Origin of the sequence: Amycolatopsis pigmentata (assembly GCF_042684065.1) — a bacterium.
Taxonomy (GTDB): Bacteria; Actinomycetota; Actinomycetes; order Mycobacteriales; family Pseudonocardiaceae; genus Amycolatopsis_E; species Amycolatopsis_E pigmentata.
On the sequence record NZ_JBHUKR010000011.1, the window covers coordinates 42987 to 58073 of the forward strand.

Here is a 15087-nt window from a genome sequence, read left to right on the forward strand (position 1 = left end):
ACGACCGCGTGTGCGCCTATCGTGGACAGCGTGAGCTCCGCTGACGCCGTCGTGGTCGGGTCCGGACCGAACGGGCTCGCGGCCGGGGTGATCCTGGCTCGCGCCGGGTTACGGGTGGAGATCCGCGAAGGCGCGCCGGACCTCGGCGGGGGGATGCGGTCGAAGTCGTTGTTCGACGCGGACGTGATCCACGACATCTGTTCGGCGGTGCACCCGATGGCGCAGGCCGCACGTTTCTTCCGGGAGTTCGACCTGGCCGCCCGCGGCGTCCGGATGTGCCTGCCCGAGGTCTCGTACGGGCATCCGCTCGACGGCGGCCGTGCCGGGCTGGCGTACCGGAGCCTGGACGAGACGTGTGCCGCGCTCGGTGTGGACGGTCCGCGATACCGCCGCCTGATGGCACCGCTGGTCGAACACAGCCGCGAGGTGGTGGACACCGTGTTCTCGGACCTTCGCCGGATTCCCGCCCACCTCACGACCCTGCTGCGGCTTCCCGCACGTGTCCTCGCCCAGGGCACACCACTGGCGCGGCACCTGTTCACCGGAGCGGAGGCGCCCGCGATGCTGGCCGGGATCGCGGGGCACGCGATCGGCAGGCTGCCCAGCCTGCCGGGAGGCGCGATCATCCTGCTGCTCGGCCATCTCGCGCATGCCACCGGCTGGCCGCTGCCCGAAGGGGGAAGCAGCCGGATCGCGGGCGTGCTGGCCGAAGATTTCCTTGCCCACGGCGGGATCCTGCACCTCGGCAGCCCCGTCACCGACCTGCGGGAACTGGCGAAGTTCCGCGCCGTGCTGCTCGACGTGGGTCCCCGTGGCGTGCTCGGCATCGCGGGCGATCTGCTTCCGGCAGGTTATCGCCGCCGGCTCGAGTCCTATCGGTACGGACCGGGGGCGGCCAAGGCGGACTTCCTGGTGTCCGAGCCGATCCCGTGGGCCAACCCGGAACTCCGCAAGGCGGGGACGGTGCACCTGTGCGGCGACCAGGCGGCGGTCTATGCGAGCGAAACCGCGGTCGCCCAAGGAAAACGGCCGCGGGATCCGTACGTGCTGCTGGCCGAGCCGATGGGCGCCGATCCTTCGCGAGGCCTGCCGGGCAAGCGGCCGGTCTGGGCCTACACGCACGTGCCGAACGGCGGCCCGATCGACCCGGCCGAGGTGATCCGCGGCCAGATCGAGCGGTTCGCGCCCGGTTTCTCCGACACCGTGCTCGCCTGTCAAAGCACGCCCGCGCCGGCGTTGGAGGCGTACAACCCCAACTACGTCGGCGGAGACATCGCGGTGGGCGCGATCGATCTCCGGCAGCTCTTCGCCCGGCCGGCGCCACGATGGAATCCCTATCGCACGCCGCTGAACGGCGTCTACCTGTGTTCCGCGGCCACCCCGCCCGGGCCCGGCGTGCACGGGATGTGCGGCTACTACGCGGCGAAATCCGTGCTGCGGGAACAGTTCGGCGTCCGCCGCATGCCTTCGCTCAGCGTCGAATGAGGAACGGTTCGAGGAGGCCGGGCGTGGCGGCTTCCGCGAGTTCGACGGCTCGTTCGACCGGAATGTCCATTGTGGAATAGTGCTGGTGTCCGGCCGCCGTCGTCGCGGTCAGCGTGGCCAGGCCCGCGCGGCGCTGGAAGAACGTCCGGCGGAAGGTCCAGCCGATCACGCCCTCGCCGGCGAGCATGTACCTGCGGCGCACCAGGCTTCCGTGCCGGAACACCAGCCGGCCGCCCGACAGCGCGTGCCCGAGGTTGCGGTAGCGATCCTCGGCCAGCACCACGCCGGCCGGGAACAGCGCCAGCGCCCCCAGCCATGGCCAGGCAGGCCAGGCTGCCGTCAACCAGGCCCCCGCCAGGGCACCGGTGACCAGCGCGGCGAAGGCGACCGTCCGGACGTGACGGCGCAGACGAGCCCGTGGCCCGTGCCGCCGTGGCCTGGCGGTCACCGGCGCAGGGTCGGACAGCACCTCACTCGCCACCCGCTCCGCCTCCGCGACCGGGGCAGGCGGCAGGAGAACGGACCCGCCGTGCTCGGCGCCACGGCCGACCCGGAGCCCGGTGGTGATGGCCAGGCACCGCGCCCCGCCGACCGCGCGGAGCAGCAACGGCTCGCTGATTTCCGCACCGCGCAGGCGGCGGAGTTCGATCGTGGTCGACCTGGTGGTCAGCAGGCCCCGCGTCACGTGCAGGGTGCCCTCCTGCCGCACGAGCCGGAAATTCCAGAACGCCAGCACGTAGGCGATCGCCGACAGCACGGCCACCACGATCGCGGCGCCGACGGCGACCTCCGCCAGCAGCAGCGCGACCGGCTGCGCCGCCAGGCCGCTCACCAGTGACCGCAGCAGACCGAATCCGGCCAAACCGGTGCGGTCTCCGCGGAAGGCGTCGGCGGCCGTGGCCACCACGACGCCGATGGTGGCGATACCGGACAGGGTGAACGGGCCGAACCGGATCCAGCTGGGGGACAAGGTCGCGATGGCGGGCGCGGGCGTCGTGACGTCCTCGATGCCCGCAGCGTCCACAGTGGACCGATACAGCAGTTCCCGCCGCAACCGGGCGGCGTCGGCCGTGGACAGCGCATCGAGCGTCACCCCCTCGTCGCCGCGATCGGACCGGCCGGTGCCGATCACCACCCGGCTCAGTCCCAGCACCCGCTGCATCGGATGCGAGGTCAGGTCGACCGACCGGATCCGGTCGCGGGGCACGGACAGTTCGCGCCTGCGCAACAGCCCGCGCCGCACCTGGACGTGCGTCGGCGTGACCTGGTAGGTGGTGGTGAACCAGCGCAGCAGCCCGGCCGCGACCGCGAGGGCCAGCCCGGCCAGGCCCCACACGTGCCCCCGGCCGTCGTTGCCGATGAACACCACGCCGACGAGGACCGGCAGGAACCGGATCGCCTCCTGCACCGGATGCACCGCGAGCATTTTCGGGCTCAACCGGTTCCAGGCCACCTCCGTTTCCGTGCGAGCCGGCAGCGAGGTCACGTCGCGTCCCCGGCGGTCGCCTGGGTGCGCTCGGCCAGTTCGGCCGCGAGCCGTTGCGCGGTGGCGAGATCGAGTCCGTGGACGTGCACCGGCCCTCGCGCGGACGCCGTGGTCACGGTGAGGTTGGCGAGCCCGAAGATCCGCTCGATGACTCCCCGTTCGGTGTCGACGGTCTGGAGCCGGGACAGCGGGGCGATCCTGCGTTCCTGATTGAACCAGCCGGACTGCGTGTAGACCACTTCCGGCGTGGTCTCCCAGCGATGGACCCGGTATCGCCATCGCGGCATCACGACCAGGTGCGCCAGCGCCACGGCGGCGATCACCACCAGCGTGACGGCGGACACTTCCCGCGTGGCCCCGAAGACCAGCCAGACCGAACATCCGATGAGCGGGGCCAGCCACCCCAGCGCCGCCCGGACCGTCCAATACGGCACCGCCCGTCGGCTGACCGCGTTCGCCGGAGCCCGCAGGAGTTCGTTCACCCCGTCAACAATGCCAGGCCCCACGTGCTCCCGTACGAATGTCCCTTTCGCGGGTGACTCGTAGTGGAGCAAGGTGGATTTACCACGGATGATTCGTAGTAAATCCACCTTGCTTACGAACCGGCGCGGCCCGGGGTTGCGAAGCGGGGCCGGTGCAGCCTGGTGTACTGGGGAAACGCTGCCTATGGTCGGGCTATGGCGGCGCACATGTCTCCGGAGGAGTTCCGGCGCTACGGCAAGCAGGTGGTCGACTGGATCGCCGACTACCTGAGCACGATCGAGTCCTACCCGGTCGGGGCGCGGACCCGGCCCGGCGAAGTGCGGGCCGCGCTGCCGGCGCATCCGCCGGAGCAGGGCGAGCCCTACGAAAAGGTGCTGGAGGACGTGTCCCGGGTGATCATGCCGGGCATCACGCACTGGCAGCACCCGAGCTTCTTCGCCTTCTTCCCGAGCAACGCCAGCGGCCCGGCCATTCTGGGTGACCTGCTCTCGTCCGGGCTCGGCGTGCAGGGCCTGGTCTGGGCCGCCAGCCCCGCATCGACGGAGCTCGAAACCGTAGTCGTGGACTGGCTCGCCGAACTCCTCGGCCTGCCGGCCCGGTTCCGCACCGACTCAACCGGCGGTGGGGTGATCCAGGATTCCGCGTCGAGTTCCGCGCTGGTCGCGTTGCTGGCGGCGTTGCATCGCACGAGTGGCGGCGAGATCCGGGCCGGTGGCATCACCCGGCGATACACCCTGTATGTCTCGTCCCAGACCCATTCCGCACTGGAGAAGGCCGCGAGGATCACCGGGATCGGCGCGGACAACGTGCGAGTCGTGGACGTCGACCCGCTGACGCTGGCCATGGACCCCGGGCATTTGCGGTCGCTGGTCACCGAGGACATCGCGGCGGGGGCAGTGCCGGCCATGGTGTGCGCGACCGTCGGCACCACCTCGACGACCGCGATCGACCCGGTGGCCGCGATCGGCCCGGTCTGCGCCGAACACGGGATCTGGCTGCACATCGACGCTGCCTACGCGGGGGTCGCCGCGATCTGCCCGGAACTGCGCTGGATCAACGACGGAGTCGCCGAGTACGCCGATTCCTACGCGACGAACCCGCACAAGTGGCTGCTCACCAACTTCGACTGCGGCGTGCTGTGGGTGGCCGACCGCGAGGCGGTGACGGGCGCGTTGTCGATCATGCCGGAGTTCCTGCGCAACCAGGCGAGCGACTCGGGCGAGGTGATCGACTACCGGGACTGGCAGGTGCCGCTGGGCCGCCGGTTCCGCGCGCTCAAACTGTGGTCGGTCATCCGCTGGTACGGCGCCGAGGGCTTGCGGCAACACCTTCGCACCATGGTGTCACTCGGCGACGAGTTCGCGGCGCTGGTCTCCGCGGACCCGGATTTCGAGGTGCGCCCGCACCACCCGTTCGGACTGGTGTGCTTCCGTCCACTATGGACTGATGAGGAGACGATGGCGTTGCTGGAACGGCTGAACGACTCCGGCGAGCTGTATCTGAGCCACACCAGGGTCGCCGGGCGGGTCTTCCTCCGCATGGCCATCGGAGCGCCATCGGTGACGAGCGACCACATCGCCAAGGCCTGGGCCACGATCCGGCGGATCAGCCGAGATATGCGTCCAGCGTGACGTCGAGGGTGGCGCCCAAGTCCGCGTCGGCGAGCCCACCCCACCGCCACAGCGCCGCCAAACCGTGCAACGCGGCCCACAACGACACGGCGAGCACCTTGGGGTCGGTCCCGGGACGCCAACCGTCGGTCTGCGCGCTGGTCACCAGGTCGGTGAACAGCCCGAGGATCGCGGCGTTCTGCTCGGCGAGACCGGGCTCGGTCGCGTCGATCAGGTCCTGCCGGAACATCAACTCGAACATCGCCGGGTTGTCCAGCGCGAACGCCAGGTAGAGCCGGCACGCGGCGAGCAACCGCTGGAGCGGAGCGGCGTCCGGCAGCGCTTCGCCAAGCCTTCGTAGTTCCGCGAACCCCTCGACGGCCACCGCGGACAAGAGCGCGGTCCGCCCGTCGAAATGCCGCAGCGGTGCGCTGTGGGAGACCCCGGCCTCCCGGGCGATCCGCCGGAGTGTGACCGCCCCGACGCCCTCGACACCGAGAAGTGTGATCGCGCTGGAGATCAGACGCCGCCGGGCAGCGCTGTCCACGGATTCAGTTCGTCGGCGATGACGGGCAGCAGTTCGGGGCGTTTCGGGGCGAAACCATCGCCCGGCGAGCGGCCGGTGAGCCAGTTGCGGGTCCGGGTCATCGCGACCGGAAGGACCTCGTGCCACAGCCATCCGGCGTGCGCGCGAAGACCGGGGTTCAGCGGCGCACCCGGCAGGGGAGCGAGCCACGCCGGGTCGGGCGGGACGCCGAGACGGGTCAACAGATGCGCGGCGAGCCTGCGGTGACCCGGTTCCGACAGGTGCAGCCGGTCCGGCCCGAAATACCGCAGGTCACGGACGGCCTCTTCTTCCCGCAGGTCGACGAGGAGGGCGCCGTGGGCCGAAGCGGCCGAGCGGATGGCGTCGTTGAGCGCGTCCAGACGGGAAGAGAGCCGGACTGCCACCGGCATCCGGTTGGACACGTCGCTGAGGGTGAAGACCACGACGGTGGGAACGGCCCGGCAGAGGATGCGGACCGCCGCCTCGACGCGCTTGGCCACCACCTCCGGCCGGAACTTGCGCGTCATCACGTCGTTCGCGCCGCCGAAGAGGGCGACCAGGTCCGGTTTGAGGTCCAGCGCGGTGGGAATCTGCTCGACGATGATCTGATCGAGTCGCCTGCCCCGGACACCGAGGTTGGCATAGCGGAACTCCGGGTTGTTCGCGGCCAGTGCGGTCGCGGTCAGGTCGGCCCAGCCGCGGTATCGCTCGGTACCCGGGTAGCGGTCGCACAGTCCTTCGGTACAGCTGTCCCCCAGCGCCACGAAACGTTGGTAGTTCATTCAGATCTCCGTCACGCCACGTTCATTCGGGAGATACTGTGTAGCAAATTGGCGTAGACACTGTCTACTTCCAAGTTCGCGACCGATCGGACGCGGACCGCTACGGATGAGAGAGCCCCGTAGCTTCCATGAACTCTTGGAGCGCCACGACGTCGACCAGGCTGGCAACGATGTTCGTCGCCCCTGCCGCACGTAGTTCCTCTTCGGTGCTGTTCCCCGTAGGTACGCCGATCACCCGGGCTCCGGCCATAAGGCCTGCCCGTACGTCGTTCGGCGTATCGCCGACCAAAACGGTGTGCGCACCGTCGAATCCGCCGCCTGTGCGGTTCGCCGCCCGCCGTGGGCGACTCTCACCAGTACCGCACGGTCGGCGGCGTCGTCGCCGTAGGCGCTGCTGTCCAGGTCGAGGTACTGATCGAGTCCGAACACCTCTAGTTTGACCCTCGCCACCTCGCGAAGGTTGCCGGTAAGGACGGCCTGGTGAATTGTCGGGTCGCGAGCCAAAGTCTCCAATGCTTCCTTCGCTCCAGGGAGAGCACGGCCGGTCGTCGCGAGTTCTTCTCGGGCGTCTTCGTAACCCCGCGCCAGCGCCGTGGCGAGATCCGCGATCGCCTGACCGGTTGGGTGTAGACCGTTGAGCCGCAAGGAGTCATGCATGATGTCGAGCTCAGTGCGGCCGGAGACGGGAGCGAGCTCGGTGAGGGGTGCGCCGGTGGTGGCCAGGAAGGCGCGCTCATAGATCGCCCGACCAGCGCCGCGTGTCTCGATCAACGTGTGGTCGATGTCCCAAAGGACCAACGTGCGTGGCGATGCGGCGGAGGTAGACATGCCGAGAAGCTTGCGATCTGTGACGATGTGATTCCGGAGAGGTACCATTTCGTCTGGCTGCAGCCACGGGGAAAGGTCCCAGACAATGGCGAATGAATCGTTGGCACGTCTTGGCTCGCCGTGCGTATCGGACAGCCTGGCTGACAATCCACGACGGACAGGTCAGCCGAGCTGACAGTTCGGGTTCTCATCGTCCAGACCACTTACGTTCACGTCAGATACCCGGCGCCGGGATGAACCTCCGGTGCCCCCGGGCCGTAGGTGGCATCCGATCGCGACCGCTGTCGCCTGCGGAACGGCCCCGGCGCCGGGTGCCGTTTCACATGCTGACCACGACGAAGCCGGCTGACCTGGAGGACCAGATCATGAGCCATGTACTGGACGAGTCGCCTGGATACATCTACGAGAAGATGGCCGAGCATCTCGCGAATCGCATCGCTGCAGGTGAGTTGACACCACATACGCCGCTTCCTGCGGAGAAGAAGCTGGCCCTCGAATACGGCGTTTCCCTCGGGACCGCGCGCCATGCCACCCGCCTTCTCCAGCACCGCGGCCTCGTCATCACCATCCGTTCCAAAGGCAGTTATGTGGCCCGGCAGCAGCCCGAACAAGCTTCCGGGTCACATCCCCGCTGATGGTGGTCGGTTTCGACTATGGCCGGAGCACGGCGCGCAAGGCGTCGAGCACCGACGGGTCCTCGATGGTGGAGGGCACCGGCTCGTCGCGGCCTTCGGCGATGCCGCGCATGGCCTTGCGCAGGATCTTGCCGGACCGCGTCTTCGGCAGCGAGTCCACAATAGACACCTGGCGGAAGGCGGCGACCGGCCCGATGTCCCGGCGCACGGCGGCGACCAGTTCCTCGCGCAGGGTGTCCTCGTCGATTTCGACGCCCGCCTTGAGCACCACGAGTCCGCGCGGCACCTGCCCCTTCAGCTCGTCGCGGACGCCGATCACGGCGCATTCGGCGACGGCAGGGTGCGCGGCGAGCACGGCTTCCATCGAGCCCGTGGACAGCCGGTGGCCGGCCACGTTGATCACGTCGTCGGTGCGGCCCATGATGAACAGGTAGCCGTCTTCGTCGAAGAAGCCCGAGTCGCCGGTCAGGTAGTACCCCTCGTACCGGGAGAGGTACGACTCGACATACCGGTCGTCGTCGCCCCACAGCGTCGGCAAATTGCCCGGCGGGAGCGGAAGCCTGATCGCGATCGCGCCCTCCCGGCCCGCGGGCAGCTCTTCGCCGCTCTGGCTCAGGATCCGCACGTCGTATCCCGGCACCGGCACGCTGGCCGATCCGGCCTTGACCGGCATCGGTTCCAAGCCGCGCGGGTTGGCCACGATGGGCCATCCGGTCTCGGTCTGCCACCAGTGGTCGATCACCGGAACGCCCAGAGTGCCGTGTGCCCAGTGGTAGGTCTCGGGATCGAGCCGTTCACCGGCCATGAACAACGTCTGGAAGGCAGAAAGATCGTATTTCGCGAGTTCCCGCGCGTCCGGGTCGATCCGTTTGATCGCCCGCAGCGCGGTCGGTGCGGTGAACAGGGTCTTCACCCGGTGTTCGGAGATCACCCGCCAGAACGCGCCCGCGTCCGGTGTTCCGACCGGTTTTCCTTCGTACATCACGGAAGTGGCGCCGATCAGCAAGGGCGCGTAGACGATGTAGGAATGCCCGACCACCCAGCCGACATCGGACGCCGTCCACCAGATGTCGCCAGGCCGCACGCCGTACACCGCGCCCATCGACCACGCCAGCGCGACCGCGTGGCCGCCGGTGTCCCGCACGACGCCCTTCGGCTTCCCGGTCGTGCCCGAGGTGTAGAGGATGTAGAGGGGATCGGTGGCCGCGACCGGTACGGGCGCGGCGGGCGTGGCTGTCCTGACGAGTTCGTGCCAGTCGGCATCGCGTGGGCCGAGTTCCGCCCGCGCGGCTTCTCGTTGCAGCACGACGACTTTGTCCGGTTGATGCGTCGTGGTCGCCAAGGCCGCGTCGATGATCGGCTTGTATTCCACGATCCTGCCCGGCTCGATCCCGGCCGACCCCGCGACGATCACCTTGGGTTTCGCGTCGTCGATGCGGACCGCGAGTTCCTTCGGCGCGAAGCCACCGAAAACGACCGAGTGCACCGCGCCGATCCGGGCACAGGCGAGCATGGCGATCGCCGCCTCCGGCACCATCGGCATGTAGATGATCACCCGGTCGCCTTTGACGACGCCGAGTGAAGCCAGACCGCCCGCGAAACGGGCCACCTCGTCACGGAGTTCGGCATAACTGTAGGTGCGCTTCGCCGAGGTGACCGGGGAGTCCCAGATCAGCGCGGCCTGGTCGCCACGGCCGCGTTCGACATGCCGGTCGAGCGCGTTGTAGGTGGTGTTCAGTTCGCCGTCCGGGAACCAGCGGTAGAAGGGGGCTCTCCCCGCGTCGAGCGCACGGGCCGGTTCGCGGCTCCAGTCGATCGCCTTGGCCGCGTCCAGCCAGAAACCCTCCGGGTCGTTGAGGCTGCGCTGGTATTCCTGGGAATAGGTACCCATGTCCTGCCCTCCTCGTCGAGCCACACCTGTAACTGTAAGGGGAGGAACGCTCAGGCGAGATTCGTGCCGGGCAGGCCTTCCGCCCACCGTTCGAACCGCTCGGGCGAGTAGCCGCAGTCCCGCAGATGCGTACCGACGGCGCGCACCAGCGTGGCACGCATGATGTTCTCGTACCGGCTCACGTCGGAGAGTTGCAGATGGTCGCGCACCTTGTCGTCGGCGCCCATCTCCCGCAGTGTCCGCAATGAACCGTAGGCGTCGGAGTTGAACACCCCGCGCTCCCGGTGGGCGGGCACGAGGACGCCCAGCGTGTGGACGGTCCGGCCGACGATGCTGGCCGGGAGTTTGAGCCACCGCAACGCCGCTTCACGAATCGGGGTGAGCAGTCCGCCGGGTGGCTTGTCGATCGCACGGTACTCCTCGCGGACCGGCGGCAGGACGTACTGTGTCCATTCCAGAGTGAACATGCCGTCGCCCGCGGCCGCCTGCACGAAACCGGACAGCGTCAGGTCGCCGGCCCAGGCCGCGAGGTGGAAGCCGAGGTAGTAGCGGGCCCACTCCTTCGGCTGCGTCCGCCGCGCGAGCACCTCTTCGGCGGGCAGCAGTGGACTGGGCCGACCGTCCGGATGCGACAGATAAGCCGTTACCTCCGGCCGGTTGAGCTGATCGATCAGTTTGTCCGCGGGCACGTACACCGCTTCGGCCGTCCTCAACCCGCGCAACCGCTCGCCCGGCGACAGTAAGTCGTTGTGCCGCAACGAGTTCATGGCCATCCGGATCGATTCGTACAGTCCGGCGGTGGTCAGCTCCCCGAACGGTGACCCGTCCGGTTTCCCTTCGGGCAGCTTTTCCAGCGGAAGCGCGACGGACCAGGAGACCCGGCGGACACCGGCCCCGATGAACGGATCGGACCCGCGGTAGACCACGAGCGGCGCGGCACCGCCGAGCTCCGGCGTCGGCGCGGCGTAGCGCACGATCTGCCGGAGGAACCCGGGAGGACTCAGGTTGAGGATCATCCGTTCCTGGTCGAACGGGTTGCTCGGCGGGAGGTGCCGGGCGCGGCGGCCGAACCGGCCGTAGGCCAGCTGCCAGACGATCAGCCGGTCGGTCACCAGCGTCACCAGCATCAGGAAGCACAGGATCAGCGCGGCCAGGCTCTGGACGTCACCGCCCGAGCCGGAGCTGAACGAACCGTTGCCCACGAGCGCACGCAGCGCGTCGGCGGAGAATCTCGTGGCCACGAAGGGCGCGGCCACGAGCGCGGCGACACAACCGGCCACCTTGAGCGCCGCGGCGGTCCTGGTCGCCGACCGTCGCCAGATCGCGGGCACCGAGGCGATCACGGCCACGGCGATCCAGCCGTGCAGGAGCGCCGAGCCCCAGGCCAGCCACACGAACGTCAGAGCCTGCACCGCGAGGGCGCCGTCGCGCACCTTGCGCCTCGTCCGCGCGGCCACGGCCTCGACGAGCACGCTCGCCGCGTGGATGCCGGGGGACGGCGGCACCGGCCGCGTGGGCTCGAGGAGGAATTCGCGGATCGCCTCGTCGGCGAAGGCGGAATCGAGATGGGCCGCGGCACACAGATACCGGGTCGTGTCGTCCTGTGTACTGCCTTGTTGCTGTCGGTAACGGATATAACCCTGCTGCTGTCCCTCAGCGGGTCGCATCCGGGCCCTCCACTGACAGCTCGTACCAAGACGGGAGCTGAGAGTAGCATGGTTCACTCGTTCGTGTGGTCGACTTAGGGGGTCGACAAAAGCCCGGGGAAAGCAACCCGCCGGGCGGCGCCCGCGTCCCACGGGCGACCAATAGGCTGGAAGTCCGCAAAGTGATTCGAGCAGGAGGAAACCGGCGGTGAACGGATTCGCAAGCTGGTTGCTCACGCTCGCGCACAACCTGTTCCAGCCTGGGTTCTGCCCGGGGGACTGGGTGTGGGCGACGATCGCGGCGGGCGGCCTCGTGGCGCTGTTCCCGGTGCTCGCCGCGCTGATCGTCGCCGTGATGCGCAAGTTCACCGGGAACAACTACAACCCGGCCACACTCGGGGTGATCGGCGGGTCCGGGCTGCTGTTCGAGTTCCTCCTGCCCTGGCTCCTGTTCACCGGCATTTCCGGCGTCTACCGCGACGTGAACGCCGGTGTCCGGTCCGGCCTGACCGCGGCCGACCTGGGGACACTGAGGCAGAGCTACTGCCCCTTCATCGGCACCCAGAGCAAGTACCTCGGCGGGGGGCGCAACGGCTTCGAGGTGCTCTTCTACCAGTCCGGCGACGTGCTCGCCTACGGCTATTACCTCGGGGGCCTGGTCGGCCTGCCCGCGCTCGCCCTGCTGTTCATGATCTTCCAGGCCCGTAGCGCGATGAAGCGGGGCCAGAAGTGGCCAGGCCGCCTGCTGTGGGGTTCCTACGTGTTGTTCGCGGTGCTGAGCCTCTCCGTCGAGGCCAACGCCGCGGTGTTCCTGTGGCTCGGATTCGTGCCGGTCAGCCTGCTCGGCCTGATCCCGCTGGCGGTGGTGGGACCGCCGCCGTGGTCGGTCATCAACCGGGGAACCCGCCAGAAGGAACGTGAGCAACCGCGTCCCGAACCCGAGCCCGAACCGTCACGGCAACAGCCGCCGCCTCCGCCCCAGCAGCCGTACAAGCCCACCGCGGTGGCTCCCGCCCAGGAACTCGCGGCCGCGCCCGGCCCGGTACCCAGGCCGCCCGGGTCCTCGGCCAACGGCAGCGACCGCTACCGGCGGGTGCGCAGGCTCGGGCACGGTGGATTCGGCACCGTCTGGCAGGCGACGGACAACCAGCTGGGCCGGACGGTCGCGCTGAAGATCGCGCACGCCCCCGACCGCGACACCGAGGAGCGCATGCGCCGCGAGGCGCGGGCGCTGGCGATGGTGAACCACCCCAACTGCGTCCGGGTGTACGACCTGGTGGAGGAGCCGGACGGGCTCGCCCTGGTCATGGAGTACCTGGAAGGGCAGGCACTGGCCGGCACGGTGGACATGCAGGGGCCGCTCGACGATGTCGCCGCGGGGCGCCTCTGGGTGACGATGGCGGGCGCGCTGGAGGCGGCGCACGAAAAGGGCGTGCTGCACCGGGACATCAAGCCGTCCAACATCATCCTCGACCCGCAGGGACTGGCCCACCTGATCGACTTCGGCATCGCGCGCAGCCGGGGAGACTCCTCGATGACGGCCACCGGGATGATGATCGGCACGCCCGACTTCGTCGCTCCCGAGCAGGCCGCGGGCGCGCCGGCCAGCCCCGCTTCCGATGCCTGGCAACTCGCCGCCACGGTGAGCTACGCGCTCGCCGGCCACCCGCCGCGCGGCACCCGCGAGACCCCGATGGCCGCGCTGATGGCCGCCGCCCGGTCGGAACCGCCGTCACGGCTCCCTCAGCGCTCCGCGCACGCGCGTCTGCTCGCGGCCTCGCTCGACGCCGAGCCTCGCCGGCGCCCGACCCTGGGCGCGGTCCGCCGCGAGGTGGAGGGCTGGCTGGCCCGTGCGGGCAAGGCCCCCGACGGCCCCGTCACCCGTGTCGTGCCCCGCTACGACTCCCGCGCCTCGACCCGGGTCGTCCCCCCACGCCACTGAATCCAGCGCCGGTATCCGCTGTTTTGCGAAGCAAGGAGTGTTTACTACGGATAGTCCGTAGTAAACACTCCTTGCTTCGCAACGCCGCCGAAGTTCAGCGCTGCGTCAGCGCCAGGAGGGGAGCCAGAGTTCGGCCTGCCAGTGGGCATTCGAAATGGGATCCCCGTTGAGGATCGGCCACAGCCACGCGAAGTTGGCCACGACCAGGCCCAGGTACAGGGAGACGACGAGGAGCCCGGTGCCTCTCCGTTCGAGGCCGCGTCTCGCGCTGCCGAGGATCTGACCGAGCGCGAGGGTCAGCCCGAGCGCCAGGAACGGCGCCAGCGGGGTGGCGTAGAAGAAATACATCTGCCGGTCGATGTTGGTGAACCACGGCAGGTAGCCGGCCAGGTACCCGGTCAGCACGGCGGCGTACCGCCAGTCGAACCGGAAGATCCAGCGCCACATGCCCCAGCCGAGCATCGGCAGCGCGAGCCACCAGGTGGCCGGGGTGCCGATCAGCATCGTCGCCTGCACGCACGAGTTCGTGCCGCAGGCAGGGGTGTCGGACTCGTAGTAGTAGAGCATCGGCCGCAGGCCCATCGGCCACGTCCACGGCTTCGACTCCCACGGGTGCGGGTCGTTCTTCGGGGTCAGCAGCGTTTCGTGGAAGTGCAGCACGTTCATCGAGTAGTCGCCGAGGGACCGCAGCGCGGGCGGGACCCAGCCCCAGAATCCGGGCGCGATGTCCTTGATCTCCACATAGTGCCGGTCCGTCGCCGACTCGCTGGCGAACCACGCCCACCAGCTCGCCAGGTAGATCGTGGCCGGCAGTCCCACCAGTGCCCACAGCGCGGGCGCGACGTCCCGGCGCAGCGTTCCCAGCACCGGTCGTGGCACTCCGGCAGCGCGCCGTGCCGCGATGTCGAAGCCGACGACGAGCAGACCGAAGAACGCCATGTAGTACAGGCCCGACCACTTGATCGCGAAGGTCAGGCCCACACACACCCCGGCGCCGAACCGCCACCACCGGAACCCGAGCCGTGGCCCCCAGGGCGACTCGTCCGCCCAGCCTTCCGCGACCGCGGTCGCGAGCCGTTCCCGTACCTGGTCGCGGTCGGCCAGCAGGCACGCGAACGCGGCGATGACGAACAGCGCGATGAAGATGTCGAGCATCCCCATCCGTGACTGGATGAAGAGGACCCCGTCACAGATCACCAGAATGCCGGCGACCCCACCGAGCAGAGTCGACCTGGTGAGCCTTCGCGCGGCTCGCACGGTCAGCAGCACGATGAGCGTGCCGGCGATCGCCGGCGCGAACCGCCAGCCCCAGCCGTTGTAGCCGAACATCCACTCGCCGAGCGCGATGAGCTGCTTGGCCAGCGGTGGGTGCACCACCAGTTCGTAGCCGGCGTTGTCCTCGAACCAGCCGTTGCGCAACATCTGCCAGGCCTGGGGCACGTAGTGCTTCTCGTCGAAGACGGGTGTGCCCCGGTCCGTCGGGAACCCGAGGTTCTGGAACCGGGTGAGGGCGCCGGCCAGCGTGAGGACGATGGTGACCACCCAGCCCCGTAGCCGGTCCGTGGGCAGAGGCCTGCCGCGCAGGCTGGCCACGCGGTCGGTCTCGGGACGCGGTGACTCGACCGGATCGGGATACGGGCGGGTCAACAGGGCGGTCACGGTGACTGATCCTAGGGCCGACCCGGTGAGACCGGTGCCAACCCGGCCGGAACCTCACCCTGCTCCACCACGACCGGTGGCCGCGGGGGCCGC

General features: G+C 69.3%; 13 protein-coding genes. 4 read left to right on the forward strand and 9 right to left on the reverse strand.

All coding sequences use genetic code 11. The features are described from left to right. Positions 1 to 30: 30 nt before the first annotated feature. Positions 31 to 1485 carry a phytoene desaturase family protein gene (locus tag ACFSXZ_RS22305; protein WP_378267086.1) on the forward strand — a complete coding sequence of 485 codons (1455 nt, stop codon included), beginning with the start codon at positions 31 to 33 and terminating at the stop codon, positions 1483 to 1485. Here ACFSXZ_RS22305 and ACFSXZ_RS22310 read toward each other — a convergent pair. Together ACFSXZ_RS22310 and ACFSXZ_RS22315 are read right to left on the reverse strand one after the other, a co-directional pair. Beyond that, positions 1472 to 2971: a PH domain-containing protein gene (locus ACFSXZ_RS22310; RefSeq protein WP_378267087.1), complete on the reverse strand. Its 1500-nt coding sequence runs from the start codon at positions 2969 to 2971 to the stop codon at positions 1472 to 1474. The genes ACFSXZ_RS22305 and ACFSXZ_RS22310 overlap by 14 nt on opposite strands. Next, entirely contained in the window at positions 2968 to 3453 is a 486-nt protein-coding gene (locus ACFSXZ_RS22315; protein ID WP_378267088.1) for a PH domain-containing protein, read from the reverse strand. The genes ACFSXZ_RS22310 and ACFSXZ_RS22315 overlap by 4 nt, the downstream gene beginning before the upstream one ends. Before the next feature lie 207 nt (positions 3454 to 3660). Here ACFSXZ_RS22315 and ACFSXZ_RS22320 point away from each other — a divergent pair, with 207 nt between their 5' ends. Then, the gene (locus ACFSXZ_RS22320; RefSeq protein WP_378267567.1) at positions 3661 to 5085 is read left to right on the forward strand and encodes a pyridoxal-dependent decarboxylase; all 1425 of its coding nucleotides are present in this window, start codon (positions 3661 to 3663) and stop codon (positions 5083 to 5085) included. Here the strand turns inward: ACFSXZ_RS22320 and ACFSXZ_RS22325 are convergent. From ACFSXZ_RS22325 to ACFSXZ_RS22340, 4 genes are all read right to left on the reverse strand, one after another. Then, the gene (locus ACFSXZ_RS22325) at positions 5060 to 5611 is read right to left on the reverse strand and encodes a TetR/AcrR family transcriptional regulator (protein ID WP_378267089.1); all 552 of its coding nucleotides are present in this window, start codon (positions 5609 to 5611) and stop codon (positions 5060 to 5062) included. The two genes, ACFSXZ_RS22320 and ACFSXZ_RS22325, sit on opposite strands and share 26 nt — an antisense overlap. Beyond that, positions 5584 to 6393 (reverse strand): SGNH/GDSL hydrolase family protein, encoded by an 810-nt coding sequence (locus tag ACFSXZ_RS22330; protein WP_378267090.1) that lies wholly within the window; start codon positions 6391 to 6393, stop codon positions 5584 to 5586. The genes ACFSXZ_RS22325 and ACFSXZ_RS22330 overlap by 28 nt, the downstream gene beginning before the upstream one ends. 100 nt (positions 6394 to 6493) lie before the next feature. Further along, a complete protein-coding gene (locus tag ACFSXZ_RS22335) occupies positions 6494 to 6682 on the reverse strand; it encodes an HAD family hydrolase (protein WP_378267091.1) in 189 nt (62 codons plus the stop codon). Next, positions 6625 to 7221: an HAD family hydrolase gene (locus ACFSXZ_RS22340; RefSeq protein WP_378267092.1), complete on the reverse strand. Its 597-nt coding sequence runs from the start codon at positions 7219 to 7221 to the stop codon at positions 6625 to 6627. Before ACFSXZ_RS22340 ends, ACFSXZ_RS22335 begins: the two co-directional genes overlap by 58 nt. Before the next feature lie 365 nt (positions 7222 to 7586). Here ACFSXZ_RS22340 and ACFSXZ_RS22345 point away from each other — a divergent pair, with 365 nt between their 5' ends. Further along, entirely contained in the window at positions 7587 to 7856 is a 270-nt protein-coding gene (locus ACFSXZ_RS22345; protein WP_378267568.1) for a GntR family transcriptional regulator, read from the forward strand. Between the two features lie 16 nt (positions 7857 to 7872). Here the strand turns inward: ACFSXZ_RS22345 and ACFSXZ_RS22350 are convergent, their stop codons facing one another. Both ACFSXZ_RS22350 and ACFSXZ_RS22355 read right to left on the reverse strand, forming a co-directional pair. Next, positions 7873 to 9747 carry a propionyl-CoA synthetase gene (locus ACFSXZ_RS22350; protein ID WP_378267093.1) on the reverse strand — a complete coding sequence of 625 codons (1875 nt, stop codon included), beginning with the start codon at positions 9745 to 9747 and terminating at the stop codon, positions 7873 to 7875. Positions 9748 to 9797: 50 nt separating this feature from the next. Then, the gene (locus ACFSXZ_RS22355; protein WP_378267094.1) at positions 9798 to 11414 is read right to left on the reverse strand and encodes a hypothetical protein; all 1617 of its coding nucleotides are present in this window, start codon (positions 11412 to 11414) and stop codon (positions 9798 to 9800) included. A gap of 187 nt (positions 11415 to 11601) precedes the next feature. Here ACFSXZ_RS22355 and ACFSXZ_RS22360 point away from each other — a divergent pair, with 187 nt between their 5' ends. Continuing rightward, the gene (locus ACFSXZ_RS22360; protein WP_378267095.1) at positions 11602 to 13335 is read left to right on the forward strand and encodes a serine/threonine-protein kinase; all 1734 of its coding nucleotides are present in this window, start codon (positions 11602 to 11604) and stop codon (positions 13333 to 13335) included. A 105-nt stretch (positions 13336 to 13440) separates the two neighbouring features. Here the strand turns inward: ACFSXZ_RS22360 and ACFSXZ_RS22365 are convergent, their stop codons facing one another. After that, positions 13441 to 14994 (reverse strand): dolichyl-phosphate-mannose--protein mannosyltransferase, encoded by a 1554-nt coding sequence (locus ACFSXZ_RS22365; RefSeq protein WP_378267097.1) that lies wholly within the window; start codon positions 14992 to 14994, stop codon positions 13441 to 13443. Between the last annotated feature and the right edge of the window lie 93 nt (positions 14995 to 15087).

Bases quoted from the DNA above. Each gene is read 5' to 3' on its own strand.
- ACFSXZ_RS22320 (WP_378267567.1), top strand. From the start codon at position 3,661: ATGTCTCCGGAGGAGTTCCGGCGCTACGGCAAGCAGGTGGTCGACTGG.
- ACFSXZ_RS22330 (WP_378267090.1), bottom strand. From the start codon at position 6,393: ATGAACTACCAACGTTTCGTGGCGCTGGGGGACAGCTGTACCGAAGGA.
- ACFSXZ_RS22340 (WP_378267092.1), bottom strand. From the start codon at position 7,221: ATGTCTACCTCCGCCGCATCGCCACGCACGTTGGTCCTTTGGGACATC.
- ACFSXZ_RS22345 (WP_378267568.1), top strand. From the start codon at position 7,587: ATGAGCCATGTACTGGACGAGTCGCCTGGATACATCTACGAGAAGATG.
- ACFSXZ_RS22350 (WP_378267093.1), bottom strand. From the start codon at position 9,747: ATGGGTACCTATTCCCAGGAATACCAGCGCAGCCTCAACGACCCGGAG.
- ACFSXZ_RS22355 (WP_378267094.1), bottom strand. From the start codon at position 11,414: ATGCGACCCGCTGAGGGACAGCAGCAGGGTTATATCCGTTACCGACAG.